16 protein-coding genes and 2 tRNA genes are annotated in these 15,384 nt (G+C 65.9%); 4 read left to right on the plus strand and 14 right to left on the minus strand.

The genetic code is table 11. The features are described from left to right. Positions 1 to 64 precede the first annotated feature (64 nt). On the minus strand, positions 65 to 1,294 hold the full coding sequence (locus ALSL_RS08380) for an efflux RND transporter periplasmic adaptor subunit (RefSeq protein ID WP_126538230.1): 1,230 nt from the start codon (positions 1,292 to 1,294) through the stop codon (positions 65 to 67). 156 nt (positions 1,295 to 1,450) lie between these two features. Between ALSL_RS08380 and ALSL_RS08385 the strand changes: the two genes are divergently transcribed. From ALSL_RS08385 to ALSL_RS08395, 3 genes are all read left to right on the plus strand, one after another. Next, a complete protein-coding gene (locus tag ALSL_RS08385) occupies positions 1,451 to 2,143 on the plus strand; it encodes a fumarylacetoacetate hydrolase family protein (RefSeq protein ID WP_126538232.1) in 693 nt (230 codons plus the stop codon). Between the two features lie 84 nt (positions 2,144 to 2,227). Beyond that, positions 2,228 to 2,635: a large-conductance mechanosensitive channel protein MscL gene (gene mscL, locus ALSL_RS08390; RefSeq protein WP_126538234.1), complete on the plus strand. Its 408-nt coding sequence runs from the start codon at positions 2,228 to 2,230 to the stop codon at positions 2,633 to 2,635. Positions 2,636 to 2,715: 80 nt separating this feature from the next. Next, complete coding sequence (locus tag ALSL_RS08395) at positions 2,716 to 4,146, plus strand: M20/M25/M40 family metallo-hydrolase (RefSeq protein WP_126538236.1); 1,431 nt, start codon at positions 2,716 to 2,718, stop codon at positions 4,144 to 4,146. Positions 4,147 to 4,345: 199 nt separating this feature from the next. On the opposite strand, the gene ALSL_RS08400 is transcribed toward ALSL_RS08395, so the two are convergent. The 10 genes from ALSL_RS08400 to thrS all read right to left on the minus strand — a co-directional run bounded on the left by ALSL_RS08400 (position 4,346) and on the right by thrS (position 12,529). After that, positions 4,346 to 4,726: a hypothetical protein gene (locus ALSL_RS08400; protein WP_126538238.1), complete on the minus strand. Its 381-nt coding sequence runs from the start codon at positions 4,724 to 4,726 to the stop codon at positions 4,346 to 4,348. 109 nt (positions 4,727 to 4,835) lie between these two features. Beyond that, positions 4,836 to 4,912 (minus strand) — tRNA-Pro (locus tag ALSL_RS08405). A gap of 100 nt (positions 4,913 to 5,012) precedes the next feature. Beyond that, entirely contained in the window at positions 5,013 to 5,369 is a 357-nt protein-coding gene (locus ALSL_RS08410) for a MerR family transcriptional regulator (RefSeq protein WP_126538240.1), read from the minus strand. Continuing rightward, positions 5,350 to 5,649, minus strand: a complete 300-nt coding sequence (locus ALSL_RS08415; RefSeq protein WP_126538242.1) for an integration host factor subunit alpha — start codon at positions 5,647 to 5,649, stop codon at positions 5,350 to 5,352. Before ALSL_RS08415 ends, ALSL_RS08410 begins: the two co-directional genes overlap by 20 nt. 1 nt (position 5,650) lies before the next feature. Beyond that, positions 5,651 to 8,038 (minus strand): phenylalanine--tRNA ligase subunit beta, encoded by a 2,388-nt coding sequence (gene pheT, locus ALSL_RS08420; RefSeq protein ID WP_126538244.1) that lies wholly within the window; start codon positions 8,036 to 8,038, stop codon positions 5,651 to 5,653. Positions 8,039 to 8,136: 98 nt separating this feature from the next. Further along, on the minus strand, positions 8,137 to 9,132 hold the full coding sequence (pheS, locus tag ALSL_RS08425) for a phenylalanine--tRNA ligase subunit alpha (protein ID WP_126538246.1): 996 nt from the start codon (positions 9,130 to 9,132) through the stop codon (positions 8,137 to 8,139). Positions 9,133 to 9,253: 121 nt separating this feature from the next. Beyond that, positions 9,254 to 9,613: a 50S ribosomal protein L20 gene (gene rplT / locus ALSL_RS08430; RefSeq protein WP_126538248.1), complete on the minus strand. Its 360-nt coding sequence runs from the start codon at positions 9,611 to 9,613 to the stop codon at positions 9,254 to 9,256. 18 nt (positions 9,614 to 9,631) lie between these two features. Continuing rightward, positions 9,632 to 9,829 (minus strand): 50S ribosomal protein L35, encoded by a 198-nt coding sequence (rpmI, locus tag ALSL_RS08435; RefSeq protein ID WP_126538250.1) that lies wholly within the window; start codon positions 9,827 to 9,829, stop codon positions 9,632 to 9,634. 226 nt (positions 9,830 to 10,055) lie between these two features. Then, positions 10,056 to 10,595, minus strand: a complete 540-nt coding sequence (gene infC / locus ALSL_RS08440; protein WP_126538252.1) for a translation initiation factor IF-3 — start codon at positions 10,593 to 10,595, stop codon at positions 10,056 to 10,058. Positions 10,596 to 10,627: 32 nt separating this feature from the next. After that, entirely contained in the window at positions 10,628 to 12,529 is a 1,902-nt protein-coding gene (gene thrS / locus ALSL_RS08445) for a threonine--tRNA ligase (RefSeq protein ID WP_126538254.1), read from the minus strand. Positions 12,530 to 12,726: 197 nt separating this feature from the next. Here thrS and ALSL_RS08450 point away from each other — a divergent pair, with 197 nt between their 5' ends. Then, positions 12,727 to 13,734: an NAD-dependent epimerase gene (locus ALSL_RS08450; RefSeq protein ID WP_126538256.1), complete on the plus strand. Its 1,008-nt coding sequence runs from the start codon at positions 12,727 to 12,729 to the stop codon at positions 13,732 to 13,734. Positions 13,735 to 13,750: 16 nt separating this feature from the next. On the opposite strand, the gene ALSL_RS08455 is transcribed toward ALSL_RS08450, so the two are convergent. The 3 genes from ALSL_RS08455 to ALSL_RS08465 all read right to left on the minus strand — a co-directional run bounded on the left by ALSL_RS08455 (position 13,751) and on the right by ALSL_RS08465 (position 15,381). Further along, positions 13,751 to 14,206 (minus strand): CopD family protein, encoded by a 456-nt coding sequence (locus ALSL_RS08455; protein WP_126538259.1) that lies wholly within the window; start codon positions 14,204 to 14,206, stop codon positions 13,751 to 13,753. Positions 14,207 to 14,278: 72 nt separating this feature from the next. Beyond that, positions 14,279 to 15,112 carry a hypothetical protein gene (locus ALSL_RS08460; RefSeq protein WP_126538261.1) on the minus strand — a complete coding sequence of 278 codons (834 nt, stop codon included), beginning with the start codon at positions 15,110 to 15,112 and terminating at the stop codon, positions 14,279 to 14,281. A gap of 194 nt (positions 15,113 to 15,306) precedes the next feature. Next, positions 15,307 to 15,381: transfer RNA gene (locus tag ALSL_RS08465), tRNA-Val, on the minus strand. Between the last annotated feature and the right edge of the window lie 3 nt (positions 15,382 to 15,384).

Consider the following 15,384-nt stretch of genomic DNA (forward strand, 5'->3'; position numbering starts at 1 on the left):
CTCAGGTCCTCGTCTGGGCGCCGCCACTTTGGGCGGCCACGGTGGTCCGGTGGCTTGCGCGCGTTCATGGCGGCGCGGCCTGCGCCGGGCGCACCGCCATGCCGTCGCGCAAGGTCGCGGGCGGATCGAGCACCACGGCCTCGCCGGCGTTCACGCCGTCGGCCACGCGCTTCATCGCGCCGAAGTCGAGCGGTTGCACGGCACGCTGATGCACGCGCCCGCCGTCGAGCACGAACACCACGGCCCGGCCCTCGCGTCGCGCGATCGCCGCAGGCGGCAGCAACACGCCGGTGGTGGTCTGCGCAGCGGCCTCCGGCTGCTGTTCGAGGAACGACACCCGCACGCCCATGTCGGGCACGATGCGCGCGTCCTTGTGCTCCAGCGCCACGCGCACCTTCACCGTCGCCTTGCCGCGGTCGGCGGCGGGCACGATGGCGATCACGTGCGCGGGAATGCGCCAGTCCGGATACGCATCGAGCACGGCCTCGGCGGGCATGTTCGATTTCACGCGGCCGATGTAGGCCTCGTTGACGTCGACGTCCACTTCCAGCGAATCCATGTCGACCACGGTGCCGATGCCGGTGCGGGTGAACCCGCCGCCGGCGGAAAACGGCGAGACGATCTCGCCGACCTGCGCATCCTTGGTGGTGATGACGCCGTCGAACGGCGCGCGCACCACGCAATAGTCGAAGTTCACCCGGGCTTCTTCCACCTGCGCATCGGCGGCGGCGGCCTGCTTGAGCTGCGCGGCCAGTTGCGCGCGCATGGACTCGACCTGGGTCTGCGCCTGCTCGGCCGACTGTCTCGCGCTGAGCCCGCGCACGGCCAGCGTCTGCTGGCGTTCGGCATCGCGCCGGTTCTGCGCGAGCTGCGCGCGATATTGCGCGACCAGCGCACGGGCCGCCGCGGCCTGCGTCTGCGCCGCGGTCAGCGCCGCGCGGTATTGCGCATCGTCCAGGCGCGCCACCACCTGGCCCTTGCGCACGCGCTCGCCTTCCTCGATCAGCACCGCGATCAGCGTGCCGGTGATCTGCGCCGACACCGTCGCCTGTCGGCGCGCGGTGACATAGCCGGTGGCCTGCAGCACCGCGCCGGCATCCTGCGCGGGCGCCAGCGCACTCGCCGTGCGCACCACCGGCGGACGCGCGGCGAACAACCACCAGCCACCGGCCAGCAGCACGAGCACGACGATCGCGACGGCGACGAACCACGGCCAGCGCGACGGACGGCGGCCGTGGTCCCCGCGCTGGTGGCGTTCAATGCGCAATTGCTGGAGCAGGTCGGCGTGACTCATGCCCGCCAAGGTAGCCACGCGGCCACGGGCCACCCAGCGCGAACTGTCAAACATCGCCGGTGACGAATGTCATCTCGGCGCGAGGCGCGCATCGCAGGACCAGGGCGCCTGGCACTAGACTTGCGCGTCGAATGTTGGCCCGGGAGCTGTAAATCCATGTCCTACGTCATCGATCCGCCGCCGCAGGTCAGCGTGCCGGTACTGGGCAGCGCGGCGCGTTTTCCCGTCCGCCGCGTGTTCTGCATCGGACGCAACTACGCCGACCACGCCCGCGAGATGGGCGCGACGGTGGATACGGCCGCACCGATCTTCTTCTGCAAGCCGGCCGATGCGCTGGTCACCGATGGCGCCGACGTGCCCTACCCCGCCGCCACCGCCGAGCTGCATCACGAAGTCGAGATGGTGGTGGCGCTCGCCCGCGGCGGACGCGAGATCGAGCCCGCGGCGGCGGAAGGCCTGATCTTCGGCCACGGTGTCGGCCTGGACCTCACCCGCCGCGACTTGCAGGCCCGGGCGAAAGCACGCGGCGAGCCGTGGGATGCCGCCAAGGCGTTCGATCATTCGGCACCGCTCTCGGCGCTCTGTCCGCTGGAACGTGCCCGGCCGCATGCGGATACCTTGCTCAGCCTCACCGTCAACGGCGAGCTTCGCCAATCGGCGCGGCTGGCCGACATGCTGCTGAACGTGCCGGCCATCCTCGCCGCGCTTTCGCGGCTGTTCGAGCTCAGGCCCGGCGATCTGGTGTTCACCGGCACGCCGGCGGGTGTGGGTCCGTTGCGGTGCGGCGATCGCTTCCATGCGGCACTCGATGGCGTGGCGACCCTCGACGGACGCATCGTCCAGGCTTGATGCTCGGCCTGCCCAAGGCCTTCGACATTTTCTGGACGCGTGGTCAAGGCATCTTGTTTTTCACTTAAAACGAGGAAATGCCCCATGAGCCTCTGGCAGGAATTCAAAACCTTCGCGATGCGCGGCAACGTCATCGACCTCGCCGTCGGCGTGGTCATCGGCGGCGCGTTCGGCAAGATCGTGAGCTCGCTGGTCGACCAGGTGATCATGCCGCCGATCGGCTGGCTCACCGGCGGCATCGATTTCTCGCAGCTCAAATGGGTGCTCAAGCCCGCGGACGACACCGATCCCGCGCACAAGACCGCCGAGGTGGCCATCCAGTATGGCGCCTTCATCAACACGCTGATCCAGTTCCTGATCATCGCGGCGGCGGTCTTCCTGCTGGTCAAGGCCGTCAATCGGCTCACGCATCGGCAGGAAAAGGCCGCACCGGTCCCGGCCGACGTCGCGCTGCTCACCGAGATCCGCGACCTGCTCAAGCAACGTAGCTGATGGCGTCGCCTTGACGTTCCACTGGCGCGACCCCGACGCGCCGGCCGATAATCGGTCCGCCCTTCCGCCGGAGTCTGCCGATGCGCCGCCTGCTGCCCCTCGCCGCCGCCCTGTTCGTGGTCGGCACCGCCCATGCCGCCGAGACCACGCTTCCCGCCGCGGCCGTAAAGACGGCCGAACAACTGCGCGATCGCGCGCTCACCGACGATACCGCCTATCGGGTACTGGACTCGCTCACCACCGAAGTGGGACCGCGCCTTGCCGGCAGCCCGGCGGACCAGCGCGCCCGCGACTGGGCGGTGGCCAAGTTAAAGGAACTGGGCTTCGACAAGGTCTATACCGAGCCGGTCAGCTATCCGCTGTGGCAGCGGCGTAGCGAACATGGCGCCATCGTCGCGCCGTTCGCCCAACCGTTGGTGCTCACCGCGCTGGGCTATTCGCCGGGCACGCCGGCCGGCGGCCTCACCGCCGAGGTGGTGAAGTTCGACAGCCTGGACGCGCTCAAGGCCGCCGATCCGGCACAGGTCAAAGGCAAGCTCGTCTATATCGGCTTCCGCATGCAGCGGCACAAGGACGGCGCCGACTACCGCTTCGGTTCGGCGATCCGCACCATGGGCCCGCCGCTTGCCGCCGCCAAGGGCGCCGCCGGTTTCCTGCTGCGCTCGGCCGGTACCGATGCGGACAGCCGCACGCCGCATGCCGGCGTCACCGGCTTTCGCGACCCCAGGCAGCCGGCGATTCCCGCCGCGGCGCTGTCCAACCCCGACGCCGACCAGCTCGAGCGCGTGCTGGCCTACGGCAAGCCGGTGACGGTGCGGCTCGACCTCGACTGCGGCATCGTCGGTGAATACACCGGCGCCAACGTGATCGGTGAAATCACCGGCCGCAAGCATCCCGACCAAGTGGTGGCCATCGGCGGTCATCTCGACTCGTGGGATCCCGGTACCGGCGCGATCGATGATGCCGCCGGCGTCGCCATCGCCATGGGCGCGGCCAAGCTGATCCACGACCTGCCCAAGCGCCCCGATCGCACCATTCGCGTAATCGCCTTCGCCAACGAGGAAATGGGCTTGTGGGGCGCGCGCGCCTATGCGGACAAGCACGCCGGCGAGGTGGGCAAGTTCCAGCTCGGCAGCGAATCAGACTTCGGCGCCGGCCCGATCTGGCGCATGAGCGCCAGCGTCAAACCCGAGGCGCGCGGCGCGATTGCGCAGATCGCTGCACTGCTCGCCCCGATCGGCGTCCAGTACGAACCCGGCCAGCCCGGCGGCGGCGGCTCCGATCTCTCGCAGATGCACGTCCGAGGCATGGCCGCGCTGTCGCTGACCCAGGACGGCACGCATTACTTCGACTGGCACCACACCGCCAACGACACCCTGGACAAGATCGTGCCCAAGGAACTGGCGCAGAACGTGGCGGTGTATGCGACCTTCGCCTACCTCGCCGCGCAGGCCGACGGCGATTTCGGCTCGGCGCCGGGTGCGTTCACGGGCGACGGCGCGCGGGAGTGAATCCCCCTCGGGTCCGGCACACATCGCGACCCGAAAAGCTGGCTCCGGACGGCCGCGCCTCGGCAGGATCGCATGGTGTCCGGATGCCCCCTTTCCGAAGCCGGCGGCCGCCTGCGTGACGCCCTTTCGTCCGTGGGCTCGATGCGGCGTCTGGCGCTGCGCAGGCTGAAAGCCGCAAAGTTGCCCGGCGCGGCGCCGGTCAGCGCACGTAATGCAGCTTCGCCTCGACGAGCACCTTCGGGAAACAGAAACTGCGGGGCATCACCGCGATGGCCACCGGCACGCCCACCGACTGCTCGACGCCACCGACACGCGCACAATCCGCGCCCGGTGGCAGCTCGTAATGGATGATCCGCACGGTGTATTGCGGGCACACATCCGAACACGGGTATTCGGCGATCACTGGCACGCCATGGTGAATGCCAATGCGCTCGCGCGTATTCATCAGCCGTGCCTTGTCCCATGGCTGAGCGGCCAGGGCTTTGAGCGTCGCATCATCGAGCGTATCGCCACCGGGCCGGGCGCCGCAGGCGGGCACCAAGGCCAGCGACAGCAGGATCGTGCATGACAGGCTACGCATGGGGCTGCTCTCGTGTGCCGAAAGGCATGAGCATACGCGCGGCGAGCGGATCGATGTCGGTACCGCAGCAACGAAAACGGCGCCAGCGGCGCCGTTGCATTTCAATCGATGGTCGGGGTGGCGGGATTCGAACCCACGACCCCCTGCCCCCCAGGCAGATGCGCTACCAGGCTGCGCTACACCCCGACTTGGATTGAAGCGGTCATCCCCACCGCAAACATCAGAGGGCGGCCATCCAAGCCGCCCTTTCTTGCAGACCGCCGATTATAGCAGATGACCGGCCGCTTCAACGACGCAGCAGGGCCAGCACTTCCTCCAGCTCCAGGCGCACCTGGCGCACGATCTGGTGTGAGAGCGTGGCTTCCACCCGCGCCTGCGGCCCCTCGAGACGTGCGCGGGCGCCAGTGATGGTGAAGCCTTCCTCGTAGAGCAGGCTGCGGATCTGCCGGATCATCAGCACGTCGTGGCGCTGGTAATAACGCCGGTTGCCGCGCCGCTTGACCGGATTGAGCGCGGGGAATTCCTGTTCCCAATAGCGCAGCACGTGCGGCTTGACGGCGCACAGCTCACTCACCTCGCCGATGGTGAAGTAGCGCTTGGCCGGGATGGGCGGCAGCTCGTCGTTATGGCTTGGGTCCAACATAGCCTTCTACCCGTACCTTGAGTTTCTGTCCAGGCCTGAAGGTGACCACGCGCCGGGCGGAGATCGGGATCTCCTCGCCGGTCTTGGGATTGCGTCCCGGCCGCTGGTTCTTGACCCTGAGATCGAAGTTGCCGAAGCCGGAAAGCTTGACCGGCTCGCCGCGCTCGAGCGTCTCGCGGACCACCTCGAAATAGGCATCCACGAATTCCTTCGCCTCGCGCTTGTTGAGCCCGACGTCGAGGAAGAGCCGCTCGGCCAGTTCCGCTTTGGTCAGCGCCATCTCAACCTCGCCATTTCGCCCCGCATGCCGCCTCCAGCGCCGACACCGCCTCGCGCACCCAGCGGTCGGCCTCCTCGTCGGTTAGCGTGCGCGATGCATCCTGCAAAATCAAGCCCATAGCGAGGCTCTTGGCGCCTGCCTCGATGCCCTGGCCGCTGTAGCGATCGAACAGGCGCAGCTCGACGAGGACCGGTCCCAGCCGTTCGCGCAGGGCCTGTTCGACCTTGGCCCAGGGCACCGCTTCGGGCAATTCCACGGCGATGTCGCGACGAATCTGCGGGAAGCGTGGCACCGGGCGTGCCTGCGGCAGACGATGCGCCAGCAGCGGCGCCACCGCCACTTCCAGCACGTACACCTCGGCGCCGAGATCGAGCACGCGCAGAAGCTGCGGATGCAAGGCGCCCAGATGCCCCACGACCACGCCCTCATGCAGGATGCGCGCACTGCGGCCGGGATGCAGCCAGGGCGGCAGCGCCTCGGCATCGACCGTCCAGCGGGCCGGCTCGCCGGTCCAGGCGACGAGGGCGTCGAGCTCGCCTTTGAGATCATAAAAATCGCATGCCCGCTTGGGCTCGCCCCATTGCTCGGCATGCGCCGGGCCGAAGACAGCCAGCGCCAGGGCGGGCGTCTCGATCGGCGGCTCGCCGGACTTGCCTTGAGCGAACACGCGCGCCAGCTCGAACAGGCGGACGCGGTCCTGCTGGCGCGCGCGATTGTGTCGCAAGGCCTCGACCAGCCCGGGCAGCAGTGACGGGCGCATGACCGCAAGATCCGCCGACAAGGGGTTGGCGAGAGTCACCAGGTCATGCCTGAAGCCCCAGTGCGCGAGCAGCTCGGCGGAGACGAAGGCGAGATTGATCGCCTCGTGATAATCGCGTGCCGCCAGTTGCTCGCGCAGCGCCAGTTCGCTGATGCGCGTTTCGGGCTCGATGGCCAGGCGCAACGCACCGGCCGGCGTGCGCACCGGAATCCGGTCGTAGCCATGGATGCGCGCCACTTCCTCGATCAGGTCTTCCTCGCGTTCGATGTCGAAGCGCCGGCTCGGGGCAGTGACCTGCCATCCCGCGGTGTCCGGCTCGATACGCATGCCCAGCGCCGTCAGGATGCGCACGACCTCGGCATCGTCCAGATGGATGCCGAGCAGGCGCACGAGGCGATCCCGGCGCAAGCGGATCGGCCGAGGCGACGGCAGATCACCGGGACGCTCCGCCCGGCTCACCGGTCCGGCGCGGCCACCGGCAATGGCGAGCAGCAGTTCGGTGGCGCGTTCCAGCGCACGCTCCGGCAGCACCGGATCGACCCCGCGCTCGAAGCGATGCGAAGCCTCGGTATGCAAGCCGAGCCGCCGCGCCCGCCCCATGATCGCCGCGGGCGCGAAATGGGCTGCTTCCAGAAACACGTCGCGTGTCGCCGCGGTGACGCGCGAGTCCAGCCCGCCCATCACCCCGGCGACCGCCAGCGGGCGGGTCTCATCCGCGATCAACAGGAAGTCCGACTCCAGCCTGACCTCGCTGCCGTCGAGCAATGTCAGCATCTCGCCCGCGCGGGCATGACGCACCACGATGTCGCCGTGCAGCGTGTCGTTGTCGAAGGCATGCAGCGGCTGGCCGAGCTCCAGCATCACGTAGTTGGTGACGTCGACCACCGCGCTGATCGGCCGCAGTCCCGAGCGGCGCAGCCGTTCGGCCATCCAGACCGGCGTGGGGGCGGCGGCGTCGATACCCTCGACGAGGCGGCCGAGATAGCGTGGCGCATCGGCGCCAGCCTCCAGACGGATGCGGCGGCCAGCCTGGCCGCTCACCGTCACCTGAGTCTGCGCCGGCTCTTTCACCCGGCAGCCAAAGAGCGCGGCCACGTCGAAGGCGATGCCATACAGGCTCAGGCAGTCGGCGCGGTTGGGTGTGAGGCTGACCTCGAACACCGCGTCGGGCAGGTCCAGATAACTCGTGAGCGGCTGGCCGACCGGCGCATCGGGCGGCAGCTCCATCAATCCGGAAGCATCCTCGTCCAGCCCGAGTTCCTTGGCCGAACACAGCATGCCGGCCGACGCCACGCCGCGCAGTTTGGCCGTCTTGATGACGATGCCACCGGGCAACACGGCACCGACCTTGGCCAGGGGCGCCTTCAGCCCGGATCGCGCGTTCGGCGCTCCGCAGACGATGGTCAGCGGTGCCTCGAGCCCCGCATCCACCGTGCAAATGCGCAGGCGATCGGCTTCGGGATGCGGTTCGGCGGAAAGAATCAGGCCCACCACCACGCCTTCCAGCGACGCACCGATCGGCGTCACTTCCTCCACCTCCAGCCCTGCCATGGTGAGTGCACGGGCCAGGCTGTCGCGATCGACCGGAACATCGACCAGCGTGCGCAGCCAGTTCTCGGAAAATTTCATGGCTTTGAAGTCCAGAAAATCGGAATGGGGAAATCGGCCGGGGAAAACCCGGAAAACGGCAAGCCAAGGCACGCCTTGCGCGCCCGGCTTGCGCTTTTTTAGGCAAACTGCCGCAGGAAACGCAGATCGTTTTCGAAGAACGCGCGCAGGTCGGCTACGCCGTAACGCAGCATCGCCAGGCGCTCGACGCCCATGCCGAAGGCGAAACCGGTGTAGCGCTCCGGATCGATGCCGCAGTTTTGCAGCACGTTCGGATGCACCATGCCGCAGCCCAGTACTTCCAGCCAACGGCTGGAACCGCTGCCCTGCTGCCAGCGGATGATTACGTCCGCGCCCGGCTCGACGAACGGGAAATAGGTCGGCTTGAACATCATCTCGATGTCGCGCTCGAAGAACGCGCGCAAGAATTCGGCCAGCGTGCCCTTGAGATCGGCGAAGGTGGACGTCTCGTCCACCAGCAGCCCTTCGATCTGATGGAACATCGGCGAATGGGTCTGATCCGAGTCGCTGCGATAGACCTTGCCCGGCGCGATGATGCGAATCGGCGGCGCCAGATGCGCCATCGCGCGGATCTGCACCGGTGAGGTGTGCGTGCGCAAGAGCCGTCCATCGCCCAGATAGAAGGTGTCGTGCATCGCCCGTGCCGGATGATGCGGCGGGAAATTGAGCGCCTCGAAGTTGTGCCAGTCGTCTTCGATCTCCGGCCCCTCGACGCGCTGGTAGCCCAATCGCGCAAAGATGGCCGCGATGCGCTCGAGCGTGCGGGTGATCGGATGGAGACCGCCGCGAGTGCCATTACGCCCAGGCAGGGTGACGTCGATCCGCTCGGCGGCGAGTCGGCGCTCGAGTTCGGCCTGTTCCAGCGTCGCCTTGCGCGCAGCGAGCGCCTCCGTCAGCGAAGCCTTGATGCGGTTGACTTCCGCGCCACGGCGCTTGCGCTCTTCCGGCGACAGACTGCCCAGGGCCTTGAGCGCCGTGGTGACGATGCCGTTCTTGCCAAGCAGGCCAACGCGCAAGGCCTCGAGCGCCTCGAGGGTGTCGGCTTGGCCGATGTCGGCCAAAGCCTGCGCGACGCGGCCATCGAGATCTTCCATTCGCAGGTCCCGTTTTTCGTCCACCCAAAGAAAACGGGGAGAAGGCACCGGCCTTCTCCCCGCACTCAATCTGTGTCTTCAACCCAGGTAGGCGCGAGCGCCCCCTGGGCTTGCACACAAATCACGCCGCCAGGCTGGCCTTGGCCTTTTCGGCGATCGCGCCGAATGCCTGGATGTCGTGCACGGCAAGATCCGCCAGCACCTTGCGATCGACCGCGATGCCGGCCTTGGCCAGACCATTGATCAGTCGGCTGTAGGACAGCCCGAACTGACGCGCGGCCGCGTTGATGCGCACGATCCACAGGGCGCGGAACTGGCGTTTCTTCTGCTTGCGGCCGATGTAGGCGTACTGGCCGGCCTTGATGACGGCCTGGTTGGCGACGCGGAAAACCTTGCGGCGGGCGTTGTAGTAGCCCTTCGCGCGACCGATGATCTTCTTGTGACGACGACGGGCGGTGACGCCACGCTTGACACGAGCCATGGTGTGATCCTCCTCGCCTTACAGGTACGGCAGCATGCGCGCCACGGCCTTGGTGTCGCAGGCCTTGACGTAATTGGTGGCGCGCAGGTTGCGCTTACGCTTGGTCGACTTCTTGGTCAGGATGTGCGACTTGAAGGCGTGACCGGCCTTGAACTTGCCGGAGGCGGTCTTGCGGAAGCGCTTGGCCGCCGCGCGGTTGGTCTTGATCTTGGGCATGGGAATGCTCCGTATCCAGGCGAAAACTCAAGCCGGCGACAGCCTTATCGCAAGCTGCGCTTTCCATCCTGCCGGCATCGATAGCGACCCATCCTCGCGGGTCGAACTGACAATTATAAGGGGCAAAGCGGACACTGCACCAGTCCCGGCCCATCTTTTAGGTGTGCATCCCCACCGGCGCCCGCCTGCCGCCGCGAGCGCCAAGCGAATGACCCGCCGCGGCGGGTCATTTCTTCTTCGGCGCGACCATCATCACCATCTGGCGACCTTCCAGGCGCGGATAGGACTCGATCACGCCATGCTCGGCGATGTCGCCCTGGATCTTGGCGGCGAGATTCTGGCCGAGTTCCTGATGCGACATCTCGCGACCGCGGAAGCGGATGGTGACCTTGACCTTGTCGCCTTCCTCGAGGAAGCGAAGCATGTTGCGCAGCTTGATCTGGTAGTCGCCGATGTCGGTGACCGGGCGGAATTTGACTTCCTTGATCTCGATCTGCTTCTGCTTCTTCTTGGCGGCCTGGGCCTTCTTCTGGGCCTCGAACTTGAACTTGCCGTAATCCATGATCCGGCAGACCGGCGGGTCGCCGTTGGGCTGGATCTCGACCAGGTCGAGACCGAGATCGGCGGCGGCGCGCAATGCGTCGTCGCGGGACATGATGCCGAGCTGTTCCGATTCCGGCCCGATCACGCGTACCCGCGGCACGCGGATTTCATGGTTGCGGCGATTGCCCTTGGTGTCGGTGGTGGCGATACCCCTATCCTCCAAAAATGCTGCGTTTTGAGCCGAAAGCGCCGTTTCTAACGTCGCGCCTCGGCCGCCAGGCGGTCGACGAACACCTTCAAGGGCAGGCTGCCCAAGTCCTCGCCGGCACGCGTACGCACGGAAACCGCCCCCGCCTCCTTCTCGCGATCACCGACGATCAGCAGGTAAGGGATTTTCTGCAGCGTATGTTCGCGGATTTTATAGCCGACCTTTTCGTTGCGCAAATCAGCCTGGACGCGGAAGCCTTGGTCCACAAGGGTTTGCGCCACGTGCCGCACGTAATCGGTCTGCGCGTCGGTGATCGAGAACACCATCGCCTGCACGGGCGCGAGCCAGACCGGCAGGCTGCCGGCGTAATGCTCGATGAGGATGCCGATGAAGCGCTCCATCGAACCGACGATGGCCCGGTGCAGCATGACCGGGTGACGACGCTGGGAATGCTCGTCCACATACTCGGCGCCGAGCCGCTCGGGCATCATGAAGTCCACCTGCATGGTGCCGACCTGCCAGGCGCGGCCGATCGAATCCTTCATGTGGTATTCGATCTTGGGCCCGTAGAAGGCGCCCTCGCCCGGCAGCTCCTGCCACTGCACGCCGGCACTGGCCAAGGCGCCGCGCAGCGCGGCCTCGGCGCGGTCCCACACTTCGTCCGAACCGATGCGCTTGTCCGGCCGCAGGGCGATCTTGAGCGCGATGTCGTCGAAGCCGAAGTCGGCGTAGACCTGCATGGCCTGGCGATGGAAGGCGGTGACCTCGCCCTCGATCTGCTCGGGCATGCAGAACACGTGGCCATCGTCCTGGGTGAAGGCGCGTACGCGCATCAGGCCGTGCAGCGCGCCGGAGGGCTCGTTGCGATGACATGCACCGAATTCGCCGTAGCGGATCGGCAGGTCGCGATAGCTGTGCAACCCGGCATTGTAGACCTGCACGTGTCCCGGACAGTTCATCGGCTTGAGCGCGTAAGTGCGCTTTTCCGACTCGGTGAAGAACATGTTCTCGGCGTAGTTGTCCCAATGCCCGGACCGCTTCCACAGCGAGACGTCGAGCACCTGCGGGCAGCGCACTTCCTGGTAGCCGCTCTTTTTGTATACGCCGCGCATGTACTGCTCGACCTGCTGCCAGATCGCCCAGCCCTTCGGGTGCCAGAACACCATGCCCGGGCCTTCTTCCTGCTGGTGGAAGAGATCGAGCTGCTTGCCGAGCTTGCGATGGTCGCGCTTCTCGGCCTCCTCCAGCTGATGCAGGTAGGCCTTGAGCTCTTTCTCGTTGCGCCAGGCCGTGCCGTAGATGCGCGAAAGCATCGCGTTGTTGGCATCGCCGCGCCAATAGGCGCCGGCCACCTTCATCAGCTTGAAGGCACGCAGCAGCCCGGTGTTGGGCACGTGCGTGCCGCGGCAGAGATCGGTGAACTCGCCCTGGGTATAGAGCGAGAGCTCCTCGCCTGGCGGGATGGAGGCGATGATCTCGGCCTTGTAGTGCTCGCCGATCCCGCGGAAGAAATCGATCGCCTGTTCGCGCGACAGCACCCGCCGGGTGACCGGCAGCGCCTCCTCGACGAGGCGGTGCATTTCCTCCTCGATGCGCGGCAGATCCTCCTGCGTGAAGGGGCGTTCATAGGCGAAGTCGTAGTAGAAGCCGTTCTCGATCACCGGCCCGATGGTGACCTGCGCCGTGGGGAACAGCCTCTTGACCGCCTGGGCAAGGAGATGCGCGGTGGAGTGGCGCAGGATGTCCAGCGCCTCGGGACTTTTGTCGGTGATGATCTCGACGCGGGCATCGCGGTCGATGACATAACTGGTGTCGACCAGTCGGCCATCCACCTTGCCGGCCAGGGCCGCCTTGGCAAGACCCGCGCCGATGGAGGCGGCCACTTCCTGCACCGTCACCGGAGATGCAAAGCTCTTCTTGCTGCCGTCGGGCAATGTGATTTCGATCATGGACCCATGCGGCGGGGCAACCGGCCCCGCTCCTCGAAGCTTGAAAGAAACGGCAGGACGGCCTTCGACGAGCCCGATGCGGTTTCGGGCGGTCTCCCCTCAAGGGGAAGCCTGCCGGGAAGCGCTCAGTTTAGCCCAGGCCGGAGCCGCCCACGTGACCGGCGGCGGATAAAATCCAAGCTTTTGGAGAGTGTCCGATGCGCATCCTCGTCACCGGCACCGCCGGCTTCATCGGCGCCGCACTTGCCAGGCGTCTGCTCGACCGTGGCGATGAAGTGCTCGGCATCGACAACCACAACGACTACTACGACCCGGCACTGAAGGAAGCCCGGCTCGCCGGCTTTGCCGCGCATCCGCGCTACACCCACGTGCGCTCGGACGTCGCCGATGCGGCCGCGCTCGAGCGTGCCTTCGCCGCGTTCCGTCCACAACGCGTGGTGCACCTGGCCGCGCAGGCCGGCGTGCGTTATTCGCTGAAACACCCGCAGGCCTATGTGCAGAGCAATCTGGTCGGCTTCGGCAACGTGCTGGAAACCTGCCGGCACGGCGCGGTCGAACATCTGGTGTATGCCTCGTCGAGTTCGGTGTACGGCGCCAACCGCAAGCTGCCTTTTGCCGTGGAGGATCCGGTTGATCATCCGGTGAGCCTGTACGCGGCGACCAAGAAAGCCAACGAGCTGATGGCCCACAGCTATAGCCATCTATACGGCCTGCCGACCACGGGCCTGCGCTTCTTCACCGTGTACGGCCCCTGGGGACGACCGGACATGTCGCCGATGCTGTTCGCCGACCGCATCCGTCGCGGCGAGCCGATCGAGGTCTACAACTATGGCCATCACCGGCGCGACTTCACCTATATCGACGACATCGTCGAAGGCGTGATCCGCACGCTCGATCACATCGCCCGGCCCGATCCGGCCTACGACGCCGAACGGCCGAATCCCGGCAGCTCGAGCGCGCCGTATCGGGTCTACAACATCGGCAACGACCGGCCGGTCGAACTGCTCTATTTCATCGAACTGCTGGAGCGCGGGCTCGGTCGCACGGTGGAAAAACGCCTGCTGCCGATGCAGCCGGGCGACGTGCCGGACACCTGGGCCGACGTGTCGGCCCTGCGACGCGAGGTCGGTTACGCACCGAACACCTCGATCGAAGAGGGTGTGGCACGCTTCATCGCCTGGTATCGCGACTACACCGGGCGGTGAAGTCGCCTCGCGAAAATCAGAAAGGCTTGGCCAGCACCAGATAGACCACGCCAAGCAGCAGCAGCACCGGTAGTTCGTTGAAGCCACGCAAGGCGCGCGCCGAGGGCAGCGCGTCGCCGCGCGCATGCCGCTTGAGCATGCGCCCCGTCCAGATGAAATGGATTAGCATCAGCACGACCAGCGTCAACTTGGCATCGATCCAGTGCCGACCGGCAACGACGTCGGGCAATGGTCCAGACGACAGGGCACGCGGCCCCAGCCACAAGACCAGGCCGAACAGGAAGGCGATCCCGAACATGATGTGCCCGAAGCGGTAGAGACGCCGCCCCATCAGCACCAGGCGTTCACGGACCGCTGCAGGTTCGCCGGCCGCCTCGGCAAGATTGACCAGGATCCTGGGCAGATAGAACACCGCCGCCATCCAGGCGATGACGAACACGAGATGGAAGCTCTTGAGCCACAAATACAACATCGCCGGCACCTTGCATGGAGGGTGCCGGCGATTCTGGCAGCAAACCAGCCGTCGCAGCCAGTCCGTTCGGCCTTAGAAACGCGCCCGCAGGTAGAACGCCGGACCATCGGAATGGATGGCCAGCCGGGTCTTGGCGTTGTCGTAATCCTTGTTGAGATTCACCTGCGAGGCCGCGTACTCGAGCGCAAAGCCGACATTGGTCCAGGGGAACCATTCGACACCCAGGGATGCGTTCCAGATGTGGCCATTCAGATCGCCACCGTTCTTTTTGACCCCGGAAGCGTCGAAATACATGCGCCATTGGTCATTGAAGGCATGACGCCAACCGAGCGTCAACATGGGCGCCCACTCATGATCGCTGTAGCCCTCCGAGCCGGAAACGCTTTCACCGCCGGCAGAGGCGCTGGCCCGAAGCCTGAGATCGACCTTGTAATAGGCTGCACCCAGACCGACCCCGAACACATCGGAGTCGTGGCCAAACCACCACTTATAAGCGGCACTGCCGAAATTGTATTTCACCTTGCCCTTGACCTTGGCGCCGACATCGGCGTCGACCAGCGGGATGTATTGATTCACGCTGCGGGTATTGTCGCGGTTGATCTGATAAAAGTCGAACGAAAACCCTTGGCTGTCGCCCAGCAGAAAATCCGCCCTGACGCGGGGATTGGTGCTGTGTTTATCGAGGCCGAGATCATCTTCTAAATTGACCTTGCCGCTCGCGCCGGCGTAATCGCCGCGGCCACGCACGGACAAATCGGTGTCGTTGTTGGAATAATACCCACCCACCCAGAGACTGATCCGATCCAGCGCAGGCGATTTTTCGGCATGCACATTGGCACTGGCCAAGCCGCTCAAGGCCAAACCCACGGCCAGCGCAGACAGACGGCGGGGAAAATTGTTAAGCATGGAAGAAAACCTCGTCGTGTTGTCGTGGACGGGGCGTACTATCACCATCGGAAGGTCATTCTTCCGTGAAGGAAGGCTTCTGAACCTGAATATCGCCTTGATGGCACGCTAAAGAAATCGCAATGGCGCATTAAAAAAAGCCGAGCGGATGGCTCGGCTTTGGCTTTGGCTTTGGCTTTGGCTTTGGAAAGCGATGGTGGGCGGTACAAGGATCGAACTTGTGACCCCTTCCATGTCAAGGAAGTGCTCTACCGCTGAGCTAACCGCCCCAC

This window comes from Aerosticca soli (genome assembly GCF_003967035.1).
GTDB lineage: Bacteria > Pseudomonadota > Gammaproteobacteria > Xanthomonadales > Rhodanobacteraceae > Aerosticca > Aerosticca soli.